The sequence below is a fragment of the Sphingomonas sp. genome, assembly GCF_019749955.1.
GTDB lineage: Bacteria > Pseudomonadota > Alphaproteobacteria > Sphingomonadales > Sphingomonadaceae > Sphingomonas.
Genome location: NZ_JAIEPC010000011.1, coordinates 25164 through 36624, shown reverse-complemented (window position 1 = coordinate 36624; position 11461 = coordinate 25164). Strand labels below are relative to the sequence as shown.

12 protein-coding genes and 1 other RNA gene are annotated in these 11461 nt (G+C 64.6%); 9 read left to right on the top strand and 4 right to left on the bottom strand.

What is annotated here, in order from left to right; genetic code table 11:
- Positions 1–69 precede the first annotated feature (69 nt).
- The gene (locus K2W81_RS03450) at positions 70–1311 is read left to right on the top strand and encodes an aspartyl/asparaginyl beta-hydroxylase domain-containing protein (RefSeq protein WP_294101356.1); all 1242 of its coding nucleotides are present in this window, start codon (positions 70–72) and stop codon (positions 1309–1311) included.
- A gap of 5 nt (positions 1312–1316) precedes the next feature.
- Here the strand turns inward: K2W81_RS03450 and K2W81_RS03445 are convergent, their stop codons facing one another.
- From K2W81_RS03445 to K2W81_RS03435, 3 genes are all read right to left on the bottom strand, one after another.
- The gene (locus K2W81_RS03445; protein ID WP_294101354.1) at positions 1317–1505 is read right to left on the bottom strand and encodes a hypothetical protein; all 189 of its coding nucleotides are present in this window, start codon (positions 1503–1505) and stop codon (positions 1317–1319) included.
- Entirely contained in the window at positions 1505–2554 is a 1050-nt protein-coding gene (locus tag K2W81_RS03440; protein WP_294101351.1) for a deoxyhypusine synthase, read from the bottom strand. The genes K2W81_RS03445 and K2W81_RS03440 overlap by 1 nt, the downstream gene beginning before the upstream one ends.
- 146 nt (positions 2555–2700) lie before the next feature.
- Positions 2701–3867, bottom strand: coding sequence for a type III PLP-dependent enzyme (locus tag K2W81_RS03435; protein WP_294101534.1), 1167 nt, complete (start codon positions 3865–3867; stop codon positions 2701–2703).
- A gap of 195 nt (positions 3868–4062) precedes the next feature.
- Between K2W81_RS03435 and K2W81_RS03430 the strand changes: the two genes are divergently transcribed.
- The gene (locus tag K2W81_RS03430) at positions 4063–5028 is read left to right on the top strand and encodes a threonine/serine dehydratase (RefSeq protein WP_294101348.1); all 966 of its coding nucleotides are present in this window, start codon (positions 4063–4065) and stop codon (positions 5026–5028) included.
- Positions 5028–5207: a hypothetical protein gene (locus tag K2W81_RS03425; protein WP_294101346.1), complete on the top strand. Its 180-nt coding sequence runs from the start codon at positions 5028–5030 to the stop codon at positions 5205–5207. Before K2W81_RS03430 ends, K2W81_RS03425 begins: the two co-directional genes overlap by 1 nt.
- A gap of 679 nt (positions 5208–5886) precedes the next feature.
- On the opposite strand, the gene K2W81_RS03420 is transcribed toward K2W81_RS03425, so the two are convergent.
- A complete protein-coding gene (locus K2W81_RS03420; RefSeq protein ID WP_066652352.1) occupies positions 5887–6543 on the bottom strand; it encodes an alpha/beta hydrolase in 657 nt (218 codons plus the stop codon).
- Positions 6544–6647: 104 nt separating this feature from the next.
- On the opposite strand from K2W81_RS03420, the gene K2W81_RS03415 reads away from it, so the two are divergent.
- The 6 genes from K2W81_RS03415 (at position 6648) to K2W81_RS03390 (ending at position 11450) form a co-directional block, all read left to right on the top strand.
- Positions 6648–7730: an aminotransferase class V-fold PLP-dependent enzyme gene (locus tag K2W81_RS03415; RefSeq protein WP_294101342.1), complete on the top strand. Its 1083-nt coding sequence runs from the start codon at positions 6648–6650 to the stop codon at positions 7728–7730.
- Positions 7727–8815 carry a cysteine desulfurase family protein gene (locus K2W81_RS03410; protein WP_294101340.1) on the top strand — a complete coding sequence of 363 codons (1089 nt, stop codon included), beginning with the start codon at positions 7727–7729 and terminating at the stop codon, positions 8813–8815. The genes K2W81_RS03415 and K2W81_RS03410 overlap by 4 nt, the downstream gene beginning before the upstream one ends.
- A complete protein-coding gene (locus K2W81_RS03405) occupies positions 8812–9144 on the top strand; it encodes a 2Fe-2S iron-sulfur cluster-binding protein (protein ID WP_294101339.1) in 333 nt (110 codons plus the stop codon). The genes K2W81_RS03410 and K2W81_RS03405 overlap by 4 nt, the downstream gene beginning before the upstream one ends.
- A gap of 73 nt (positions 9145–9217) precedes the next feature.
- Positions 9218–9312, top strand: an RNA gene (gene ffs, locus K2W81_RS03400) — signal recognition particle sRNA small type.
- Between the two features lie 156 nt (positions 9313–9468).
- Positions 9469–11130 (top strand): DNA polymerase III subunit gamma/tau, encoded by a 1662-nt coding sequence (locus tag K2W81_RS03395; RefSeq protein ID WP_294101337.1) that lies wholly within the window; start codon positions 9469–9471, stop codon positions 11128–11130.
- On the top strand, positions 11127–11450 hold the full coding sequence (locus tag K2W81_RS03390) for a YbaB/EbfC family nucleoid-associated protein (RefSeq protein ID WP_294101334.1): 324 nt from the start codon (positions 11127–11129) through the stop codon (positions 11448–11450). The genes K2W81_RS03395 and K2W81_RS03390 overlap by 4 nt, the downstream gene beginning before the upstream one ends.
- Positions 11451–11461: the final 11 nt, after the last annotated feature.

Genomic DNA, 11461 nt, shown 5'->3' with positions numbered 1-11461 from the left:
CATCGTTGACCACACGCCGGAACATGGAGGCCGATCATCAGCGTCCCGGACAACCCTGTCGAGAGCATATTGGCAGCGGCAGCGGCCGAGGAAACGGCGGGTCGTCTTGGATCGGCGCTTCAGGTGCTGGAAGGTGCGCTGGGAAGGTCGCCCGGGCAACCCAAATTGCTGAACGCGATCGGTCTCAACCGGCTCGCAGCGCGCGATCCGTCGGCAGCGGCAGCGACATTTCGTCAAGCCGTCGCGCTCGACCCTGCGGCGGCGCCGCTGTGGCTCAATTTGGCGACCGCACAACGCTTGCTAGGCGACGCCGAGGGCCAGCTAGAGAGTTTAGAGCGATCACTTGTCATCGATCCCTATCTGCTTCCGGCACTCGTTCAGAAGGCCCAATTGCTCGAGCAGTCAGGTGATCGTCGAGCGCTTGCGACCTATGGTGCCGTGCTCAACATCGTCGGTGACAATACCCAAATACCCCCCGGCTTGGCGGACGTGCTGCGGCACGCACGCCGGTATATCGCCGCCGATCAAGCCAGACTCGCGCAAAGCTTGTCGATTTCGCTCCGCGATCTGCGTGGCCAGGTCGCCGATGCGGCGGCAAGCCGCTTTGACCATTGCGTCGATGTGGTGCTGGGCAGGCGACGGGTTTTCTATCCCCAGCCTACCGGACTTCTGTATCCAGGATTGCCGGTGGCCGAATTTTTCGCGCGTGACATGGTGCCTTGGCTCGATCGCCTCGAAGCCGCTACAGCGATGATAATCGACGAATTTCGTGCGCTGATTGATCAAGGCGCTGCCGACTTCGTCCCCTATGTCGACATCGCGCCCGGGATTCCGACCAACCAGTGGGAAGATCTTAACAGATCGCCCGAATGGAGCGCGTTCTTCCTGTGGAAAGATGGCGAGCGACAAGCCGGTGCTTGCGCGCGCTGTCCGGCGACTGCCGCAGTGCTTGATGCGCTGCCGATGCTTGATCTGCCGGGCCGCGGGCCAGCGGCGTTCTTCTCGATTCTGAGAGCTGGCGCCCACATCCCGCCGCATACGGGCGTTAGCAATGTACGCGCAGTAGTCCACCTTCCGCTGATCGTGCCGCCAGATTGCGGCTTCCGGGTCGGCGCCTCGACGGTGCAATGGCGACCCGGGAAGGCCTTCGCCTTCGACGATACCATCGACCATGAGGCGTGGAACCGGAGCGACCGAGATCGCGCCATCCTGATCCTGGATATCTGGAACCCGTATCTGAGCGATACCGAGCGCGCGTTGATCGCGGCCTTGACGGCCGCGCTTGATGCCCATGCCATGCGCGCGGTCTGAGCACTTCAGCGCAGCTTGGCGATCGTCAGCCCGTCGGCCTTGGCGCGATCACGCACCGATTCCTCGCTGCGCTTGAGCGCCTTGGCGATGGCTTTCAGCGCCATCTCCTTCTTGGCGAATTGGTGCAGTTTCTGCACCTCGTCGGTGGTCCAAGGCTGGCGATGGCGCTCGAAGCGTTCGTTGTCCTTCGCCATCAGGCGAAGAGCTTGCCCCAGGCGCGCTTGGTGCGGGTTTTCCAATGGCCACGGTGATAGGCGTCGCTGGCGAGCAGCGGCATCACCGAACCGGCCTCGGCGAAGACCATCTGCTCGATGCCGGTGTTGACCTTGCCCCAGCTCGCCGCTTCCTGCAGCGTCGACGACGAACACGCGCCGTCGCGGACATCGGCGACGGTGATTTGCACCGCATATTTGTGGACCTCGACGTCTTCGTGGCCAAGAATTTCGGCGCAGACGACGGTGTCCTGAATGAAGTTCTTGGGCACGCCGCCGCCGATCATCAGCAGGCCGGTGGTGCCCGCCTTGATCTTGATGTCGGTCAGCTCGCGGAAATCGGCGATGGCGTCGAGCACCATGTACGGCTTGCCGTCCTTGGCGCGGTCGACCTGATGCTTGACGAGGCCAAAGCCCGCCGAGCTGTCGACGAATGCCGGGCAGAAGATCGGCACGTCATGCTCGTACGCGAGCTTGACGAGGCTGTTGTCCTTCTTGCCATGCTCGACGAGGTATTTGCCCATCTCACGGATGAACGCCCGGCTCGAATAAGGGCGCGGCTCGAGCGAATTCGCGATCTCAAGGATCGTGTGGTCGCAATCCTGCAACTGCTCTTCGTCGATATAAGTGTCGTAGATGCGATCAATGTAGAGCGAGCGCAGCGTATCGTCGTCGGGCACTTCCAATGCCTGATAATGTTTGTGGCCGAGCCCTTCGAAGAAATCCATGTCGACGATCGTCGCGCCCGTGGCGATCACGCAATCGACCATGTTCGAGCGCACCAGCTCGGCATAAAGGTCCATGCACCCGCCCGCCGAGGTCGACCCGGCGATCACCAGGCAGATCGTGCAATCGGGATCGGCGAGCATCTGGTTGTAGATACCGGTCGCGCGCGCGAGATCGCGGCTGGTGAAGCTCATCTTGCCCATCGACTCGATGATCGGGCGCGCATCAAAGCTGGTGATGTCGATATGCTCGACCTTGGTCGAAAGCAGCTCGGCCTTGCGGTTCGAAAGGGCAGTGTCGGTCATTTTGGTCTCCATATCCCCCTCCTGCGTGGGAGAGGGGTTAGGGGTGGAATGTCATTTGCCAGCGGCGAGGCATCAAAATGGCAATGCCCACCCCCGGCCCCTCCCGCGAGCGGGAGGGGTGAGAGTGTTGCATTGCTACGCTTGTGTTACAGCGTGACGACGTTGCCGCTCGCGACCCGGCGGGCCGGTGCCGCATAGAGCGACACCATAGGCTCATCGTCGACGATCACCGTCTCGCCATTGGTGAAGCCGTTGAAACCGGTCCGCATCGCAGCGCCGTACGCGCCGAGCATCCCGATCTCGATGTAATCACCCGCGCGCGTGTCGGCCGGCAGCGGGAACGGCCCAGCCATGTGATCCATATCGTCACAGGTTGGCCCGTAGAAGCTGAAGTCCATGTCGCGTGCGTTCGAATCGGGCTCCCGGAGCAACCGCACCGGAAATTGCCAGCCGAGATGTGCGGCATCGAACAACGCGCCGTAAGCACCGTCGTTGATGTAGAGCTCATCGCCACGGCGACGCTCCACCCGCACGATCAGCGAGCTGTACTCGGCGCACAACGCCCGACCCGGCTCTGCCCAAAGCTCGGCCGAATAGGAAATCGGCAGGCTTTCGAACGCGCGGTGGATCGTCGCAAAGTAGCGCTCGAGCGGCGGCGGCTCCATGCCGGGGTAGGACGAAGGGAAGCCCCCGCCGACATCGACGACGTCGACGGTGACACCAGCCTCGACGATCGCCGCGCGGACGCGCTCGATTGCGTTGGCATAGGCCTCAGGCGTCATTGCCTGCGAACCGACATGGAAGCAGATACCGAGCGCATCGGCTGCCTGACGGGCAGCGAACAGCAATTCCTTGGTCTCACCTGGTGCAGCCCCGAACTTCGACGCAAGGCTCAGCTTCGAATGCTCCGACGACACGCGCAGCCGGACGCAGAGCGTAAGATCAGTCGCGTCATCGGTCGCGTCCATGATCTTCGTCAGCTCTTCGAGGCTGTCGAGCGAGAACACCCGCACGCCGTGCGTGTGATACGCCTCGGCAATCGCTTCGGGCGCCTTGACCGGGTGCATGAAGCACAGGGTCGCATCCGGCAGCGTTTCCGCAACCAGCCGGACCTCGCCGATCGAGGCGACGTCGTAATGGGTGATGCCGCTCTCCCACAGGACCTTCAGCAGATCCGGCGAGGGATTCGCCTTCACCGCATACATCGAGCGGCCCGGAAACTTCTCAACGAAGAATCGGGCGGCACGCGCAGCGGCGTGGGGACGAACGAGCGTTACCGGCTGAACCGGACGCCGAGCGAGAGCAATTCCGATGGCGGAATCGAACGGGGTGTCAGCTAACCCCAGCGCGCTATGATGCTTGTGCAACTCAAGGGACCTCCAAATGCCGTTAGGCAAACGTTGAAAAAAGCTGCCTTGCGGTTGGAAGTCCCATGGGGCAGCGGAAGGCGCATGTAGGGTTGAAGCATTAAAGTGTAAATAAGTTTTTGGAGGGTCGGCGAAGTTTATATGACAATTTTGCGACAACCGACCCGCGCGGGGGTGCGCGATGCCGCTGCCAAGGTCGCCAAGGCAGTGCCTTTCTCACCCATGTTCACGCATCCGATCAACGGGATAGAGGTCGCTTTCAAGGCCGAATGCCTGCACCCGATCGGGGCCTTCAAACTGCGTGGGGCGTGGCATAGGCTCACCGCAATTGCGCCAGAAATGCGCGCGCGCGGGGTGGTGGCCTTCTCGTCGGGCAATCATGCGCAAGGCATCGCCTGGGCCGCGAAAAAGCTGGGGATGCCCGCGCTCATCGTGATGCCGAGCGACGCGCCGGCGGCCAAGCGCGAAGGCACGCTCGCGCTGGGCGCCGAAATCGTGAGCTACGACCGCGCGACCGAATCGCGCGAGAAGATCGCGGCGTCGTTGGCGGCAGCGCGCGGCGCGGTGCTGGTGCCGAGCTTCGACGATCCGTGGATCATCGAAGGGCAGGGGAGCTGCGCGATCGAGGCGAGCGCGCAGATGGAAGCGCTCGGCCTTGGCAGGCCGCAGGCGGTCGTGGTGCCCTGTGGTGGGGGCGGCCTGGCGGCCGGCATCGCCCTGGCGCTGCCCGGCGCCACGATCACGGTGGCCGAGCCCGAAGGGTGGGACGACATGGCGCGATCGCTCGCGGCCGGGCGAATCGAGCCGGTCGGCCCCAATCCGCCGCGCACGGCGTGCGATTCGCTGCAAACCCCCGAAGTTTCGCCGCTGACATTCGAAGTGCTGTCGCAGCGTGGGGTGCGCGGCGTCGCTGTGAGCGAGGAAGCAATTCGCACCGCGCAACGTTGGGCGGCCAGCACCTTGCGACTGGTGGTCGAGCCCGGCGGGGCGGTGGCGCTCGCCGCGCTGCTGACGGGTCAGGTCGCGGCAGCCGACGGGATGCTCGTTATCCTGTCGGGCGGCAATGTCGATCTTGCCGCCTATGCCGCCGCGCTGGCGGGCACGTGATGCCGGGCCCGATCGAGGGGACGGCGGCGGCGTTGCTGGGGATCGCGATGCTCGGCGCCTTTGCCTGCGCGCTGGGCGGCGGCTGGATGATCGCCAAGGGCGGCGACCGGAAGAAGGGCGCGCTGCTGCTGGTGATGGCGGCGGTGCTGGTGGGGAATGTGCTGGTGTGGTCGGTGTGAAGATTAGGAAGCTGCAGCCCCGGTTGTGGACAATCCGTGTTCAGTCGGCCCATGGCAATCGGCATGCATCTATGCGACCTTTAAGGCATGCCGCTGCTCGAGCTCGCCGTCTCTCACATCATCGGGAAGCCTGGTCATTTCACGATGCAAGGGCGCCCGATTGATTTCACCTATATGTCAGTGCCCGGCGGATGTCGCAGAGGATTACCAAAATTAAGGCGAGTGTGCGCTCCGACTCGGTACAGGCGAAAATATAGCCTGCAAGTCGCATTCGGTGATCTTAATTTTGATGGGTTAGAAGACGTTGTGGTCCGTTATATGTCTTCACCAGACTGTGGATCGCGTGGATGCTCAACCGAAGTATATTACGCTAACACCGACGGAAGCTTTCGATTGGTTTTAAACAATCTAATCTCCGATGGTCGGGTCGTACGATGCCGCACTCGAGGCCGGTCGGGGGTGGCGTTCCCTGATGTCAGGCCAGGATATGTCTGCTTCGGCTTATCGTGACCGCTGACGCCAGCGCGCGTAGTATGACCGACCGTTTCTCCAACAAATGCCGTTCGTCGATCTACACAGGGCATGGGCAGAGCCCATGCCGTCGGTCGGCGCGAAGTGCGCCGCCGGCCGAGTGAGGCGCAAAGGTGCGAGATTTAGCTTCGCTAAATCTGCGCGCGCCTCACTTGATCGGCGAATTCGGATCGAGCCGCATGTCGAGGTAGTTATCCACGCTGCGCATCAGTTCGGGCATTTCTTCCTGGAAGAAATGGTTCGCACGCGGGATGACGTCGTGGTGGATCGTGATGTGACGCTGCGTGCGCAGCTTGTCGACGAGCTTCTGGACCGCGCTCGGCGTCACGACTTCGTCGCCATCGCCCTGGATGATGATGCCAGACGACGGGCAAGGCGCGAGGAAGGTGAAGTCGTACATGTTCGCCGGCGGCGCGATCGAGATGAAGCCGCGAATCTCCGGACGGCGCATCAACAGCTGCATGCCGATCCACGCACCAAAGCTGACGCCCGCAATCCAGGTGGTCGAGGCTTCGGGGTGAATGCTCTGCACCCAATCGAGCGCGCTCGCCGCGTCCGATAGCTCGCCGACTCCATTGTCGAACGTGCCCTGGCTCTTGCCGACGCCGCGAAAATTGAAGCGCAGCGTGGCGAAACCGCGCCGCTGGAAGGTGCGATACAACTCCTGCACGATCCGGTTGTTCATCGTGCCGCCCGAGCTGGGGTGCGGATGCAGGATCATCGCGACCGGTGCGCGCGGGCGCGGCGGCGGCGCAAAACGGCCTTCGAGACGGCCATCGGGGCCGGGAAAAATGACTTCGGGCATGGTACCTGCCTGGGAAAGAGCGGGAGCGCGCGCGGCGCAAGATGGCGCGCTATATAGGCAAGCCGCGCCTTGGCGCAATCATTCTGCCACGGTACGGGAATTTCATGAAGCCGCGCATCTATCTCGACCACGCCGCGACCACGCCGATGCGCCCCGAAGCGATCGCGGCGGTGGCGGAGGGCATGGCGCGCTGGGCGAACCCGAGTTCGCCGCATGCCGAGGGGCGCGCGGCACTGGCGGCGCTGGAGGAAGCGCGGGCGCGGATAAAGGCAGCGCTGGGGTGGACGGGAGAGCTGATCTTCACCAGCGGGGCGAGCGAAGCTTTGTGGATTGCGCTCAATCGGGCGAAGGTCGAGCGGCGGATCGTGAGCGCGGTGGAGCATGATGCGGTTTTTCGGGCGGCGCCGGGGGCGGAGGTGTTGCCGGTCAAAGAGGGACTGGTCGACGGTCATGCGCTGGCGCAGATGCTGAAGCGTGGCGGCCGCACAATTGTCGCCGTCCAGCAGGTCAATTCCGAAACAGGTACTATTCAGTCCATCAATCAATTTGCCTCTCAGGTGCGCGGGGAAGGCGGCTTGTTGCTGAGCGATTGCGCTCAGTCGGCGGGCAAGTTCACGTTGCCCGACGCCGACTTGATCGTCGTATCCGCGCACAAGCTGGGCGGTCCGCCGGGAGTCGGCGCGCTGCTGGTCCGCGACCTTTCGACAGTGGAACCCACTGGCGGACACGAATTCGGCTATCGTCAGGGAACCGAGAATTTACCGGGCGCGCTCGGCTTTGCGGCGGCTATCGAACCGATCGACCAGAGCGGCCCCTATGGTTTCGACGATGCGACAAGCGACGCAATTTACACCCTACCCGACGCGGTGCTGGATAGTGGTGGCGCGCTGATCAACGGCGGCGCGAATACAAGTGTGTTCATCGCTGCGTACGCGATGCCGCATCTTTCCGCCGCCGCGCAGTTGATCCGGTTCGATGCAATGGGCTTTGCCGTATCGGCGGGCAGTGCCTGCTCCTCGGGCACGCTCAAGCGCAGCCGCGCGCTTGAAGCGTTCGGCGTGGACGAAGACACCGCCTCGCGCACGATCCGCGTCAGCTTCGGCTGGAACACGACACCTGCCGAAATCGACGCCTTCCGCGAGGCTTGGCTCGAAGTCGCGCAAGACGCGGCGCGGCGGGCGGCATGATCTATCTCGATTATCAGGCGACGACACCGCTCGCGCCCGAGGCGCTCGAGGCGATGCTGCCCTGGCTGCGCGACAGCCACGCCAATCCGCATTCGTCGCATGCGTCGGGCAGAGCGGCCAAGGCAGCGGTCGAAGTCGCGCGTGATCAGGTCGCCGCGCTGTTACCGCCCAGCGGGCGCGTGGTATTCACCTCCGGTGCGACTGAGGCGCTCAACTGGGCGATCAAGGGCACTGCGGGTGAAGTCGTCACGATCGCGACGGAACATGCTGCTGTGCTCGATACCGTCGAGGCGATAGCGCGGACGGGGCGAGGCGGTACCTTGCTGTCAGTAGGCGCCAGCGGGGTGGTCGACTTGACCGCCGCCGATGCCGTGATCCGGCCGGGTGTCGGGCTCGTCGCCGCCATGCTCGTTAACAACGAAATCGGGGTCATCCAGCCCGTTGCGGATGTCGCCAGGCGTGCGCACAATGCAGGCGCGCTGTTCCTGTGCGACGCCGTACAAGGCTTTGGCCGTGTCCCCATCCCCGAACAATGCGATCTGATCGCGATTTCGGCGCACAAGATTCATGGGCCGAAGGGCATCGGCGCGCTTTGGATTAGGAACGGCGTCGAACTCGTCCCGCTGCTGCATGGCGGCAATCAGGAGGGCGGACGATCGGGGACGCTGTCGCCCGCGCTCTGCGCCGGTTTTGGCCGTGCGGCCGCCCTGATGGCGGAACGACAAGCGGTCGACGCGCCGCATGTGGAGCAGCTCTGGGCCGTTGCCGTGGAACGCTTGGGGGCCGGCTGGACGATCAACGGCTCAACCACCCACCGCTACCACGGCAATCTCAACATCCGCCGCGAGGGGCTCGACGTCGCGCGCCTGATGTCCGATCTGCGCGATATCGCCTTTTCTGCGGGCTCCGCCTGTGCCAGCGGCTCGGGGCGATCAAGCCATGTTCTGCGTGCCTTGGGCTTGACCGACGCGCAGGCGCGGTCGAGCATCCGCATCGGCTTTGGCCGCTATACCACCGAGGAGGAATTGTTGACCGCGATTGACCGGATCAAGGCTGCGGCCGAAGCGCAAAGGGCATTCGCATGATCTGTGTGCGCTTCATCGGCACCGACGGAACGGTGCGCGAGGTCGCCGCGCAACCCGGCGACCGTTTGCTGGACGTGGCGCAGGCCGATGGGCAGCCACTCGAAGGCACGTGCGAGGGCCAGATGGCGTGCTCGACCTGCCACGTTATCGTCGAAGCGAATGACTTCGCTCGCCTCAAGCCCGCGCGCGAGGAAGAAGAGGATATGCTCGACCTCGCGGTCGGCGCCACACGCAACAGTCGGCTCGCGTGTCAGATCTGGCTGGACGAAACGCTCGACGGACTGACAGTGCGCATCCCGGCCGAGACGAGAAATATGCAGGGCCGCTGAGCGTTTGCGCCTTGAGGACGGCTACCGCACGCACGTAACTTGATCGTAACGCCCAACTCCCCCATATGGCGCGCGGGAGTCGGGCGGACGTAGCCGTCGCCAACCTGGTCAGGTCCGGAAGGAAGCAGCCACAACGATTTTCGCCACGGGTCGTCCCGGCTCCCACCGCGCAGCGCGCGAGACGCGGCGCATCGCCGCGCACACGCGCAAGCGCGGTCGGCGGTGCAAAGCACCGTCCGACGACGCGGCTTTGCCGCGGCGCCCTTCCACCGCCCACCAACACCCCCTTCGACATCCGCCGCATCCGTGCCTAGATAGGCGGCAATGTCCGACTCCTTCGATCTGCCCTCCTTCGATCTCGGCGAGCCGCCGCAACCCGCCAAGCCGGAGGCGTACCGCGTCCTCGCGCGCAAATACCGCCCGCAGAATTTCGCGCAGCTGATCGGGCAGGACGCGATGGTCACGACGCTGGGCAATGCGATCAAGCGCGGGCGGCTCGCGCATGCGTTCCTGCTGACCGGCGTGCGCGGCGTCGGCAAGACATCGACCGCGCGCCTAATCGCCAAGGCGCTCAACTGCGTCGGGCCGGACGGGCAGGGCGGCCCGACGATCGATCCGTGCGGGGTGTGCGAGCCTTGCCGCGCCATCGCCGAAGGGCGCCACATCGATGTGATCGAAATCGACGCCGCATCGAACAATGGCGTCGACAATGTCCGTGAAATGACCGAGGCGGTGCGCTATGCGGCGGTGTCGGCGCGGTACAAAATGTACATCATCGACGAAGTCCATATGATGTCGAAGCCCGCGTTCAATGCGCTGCTCAAGACGCTCGAAGAGCCGCCGGCGCACGTCAAATTCCTGCTCGCGACCACCGAAGTCGACAAGGTGCCAGTGACAGTGCTGTCGCGCTGCCAGCGTTTCGACCTGCGGCGCATCGGCGCCGACAAGCTCGCGGCGCATTTCGCGGAGGTGTGCCGGCTCGAAGGCGTCGAGGCCGAGCCCGAAGCGCTGGCACTGATTGCCCGCGCAGCGGAAGGCAGCGCGCGTGACGGGCTGTCGATCCTCGACCAGGCGATTGCGCATGCCGGGATCGAAGGCGGCGGCGTTCGCGCGGACACCGTGCGCGACATGCTTGGCCTGTCTGATCGCGGCGCGACGCGCGCGCTGTTCGGGCTGTTGCTGGCGGGCGACGGGCGCGGCGCGCTAGGGGCGCTGCGGCGGCAATATGATTTGGGTGTTGATCCGCTCGCGGTGCTGCGCGCGCTGCTGGAGGCGACGCACGGTGTGACGCTGGCCAAGCTCGGCACGCCGACTGACGCGGCGCAATCGGCAGAAGAGCGCGCGGCGATCGCGGATTGGGCGGAGACGCTTTCCTTCGCGGCGCTCCACCGGCTGTGGCAATTGCTGCTGAAGGGGCATGACGAAGTCGCGCGCGCGGCGCTGCCGATCGAGGCGACCGAAATGGCGCTGTTGCGGGTGATCTATGCCGCGAGCCTGCCCGACCCGGGCCAGCTGGTTCGGCAGCTTTCTAGCGGCGACCACACCGCGAATGCTGCGCCACCCGCGCCCACACCAGCATCGGCCGCGCCCGCCGCGACGCAAGCTGCTCCAGCAACACTCGACAGCTTTGATGCGGTGCTCGCGCTGATCGACCGCGCGCAACGCGTTGGGCTGGCCGAAAAGCTGCGGTTCACGGCGCGGCTCGTGCGCTTCGAACCGGGCAACATTGTGCTGAGCTCAGCAAAGCCCGTGCCTTCCGAACTCGTCCGCGATCTGGGCGATGCCTTGCGCGAGCTGACCGGCACGGTGTGGCGCGTTGCGCTGGAAGACGTGCCGGGTGCGCCGACGGTGCGCGAAGCCGAAGCGGCGGCGCGCGCGAACGAGCTCGACGGGGTCAAGCGCACGCCCGTTGTCGCGGCGGCGCTCCAGGCATTCCCCGACGCCGAAATCACCGGGTGGGACCTCAACAAACGGAGTGAAGCATGAAGGGCATCGAAGATATGCTGGCGATGGCGCAAAACGTCCAGTCCGAGCTGGCCAAGGCGCAAGCCAATCTCGATACGATCGAGGTCGAAGGGGTTGCTGGCGGTGGGCTGGTCAAGGTGCGCGCCTCGGCCAAGGGGCGGATCATTGCGGTCGACATCGATCCCTCGCTGCTCGCGCCCGACGAAAAGCAGATTGTCGAGGACTTGATTGCGGCAGCGATCAACGACGCGCGCGCGAAAGCGGATGCGGCATCGAGTGCTGAAATGTCGAAAATGACGAGCGGCCTGCCGCTGCCCCCGGGCTTCAAGCTGCCGTTCTGAGCGCAGCGCGG

Coding starts and splice junctions, on each gene's coding strand:
- K2W81_RS03445 (WP_294101354.1), bottom strand. CDS start 1,505: ATGGCGAAGGACAACGAACGCTTCGAGCGCCATCGCCAGCCTTGGACC.
- K2W81_RS03440 (WP_294101351.1), bottom strand. CDS start 2,554: ATGACCGACACTGCCCTTTCGAACCGCAAGGCCGAGCTGCTTTCGACC.
- K2W81_RS03430 (WP_294101348.1), top strand. CDS start 4,063: ATGACAATTTTGCGACAACCGACCCGCGCGGGGGTGCGCGATGCCGCT.
- K2W81_RS03425 (WP_294101346.1), top strand. CDS start 5,028: ATGCCGGGCCCGATCGAGGGGACGGCGGCGGCGTTGCTGGGGATCGCG.
- K2W81_RS03420 (WP_066652352.1), bottom strand. CDS start 6,543: ATGCCCGAAGTCATTTTTCCCGGCCCCGATGGCCGTCTCGAAGGCCGT.
- K2W81_RS03415 (WP_294101342.1), top strand. CDS start 6,648: ATGAAGCCGCGCATCTATCTCGACCACGCCGCGACCACGCCGATGCGC.
- K2W81_RS03410 (WP_294101340.1), top strand. CDS start 7,727: ATGATCTATCTCGATTATCAGGCGACGACACCGCTCGCGCCCGAGGCG.
- K2W81_RS03405 (WP_294101339.1), top strand. CDS start 8,812: ATGATCTGTGTGCGCTTCATCGGCACCGACGGAACGGTGCGCGAGGTC.
- K2W81_RS03395 (WP_294101337.1), top strand. CDS start 9,469: ATGTCCGACTCCTTCGATCTGCCCTCCTTCGATCTCGGCGAGCCGCCG.
- K2W81_RS03390 (WP_294101334.1), top strand. CDS start 11,127: ATGAAGGGCATCGAAGATATGCTGGCGATGGCGCAAAACGTCCAGTCC.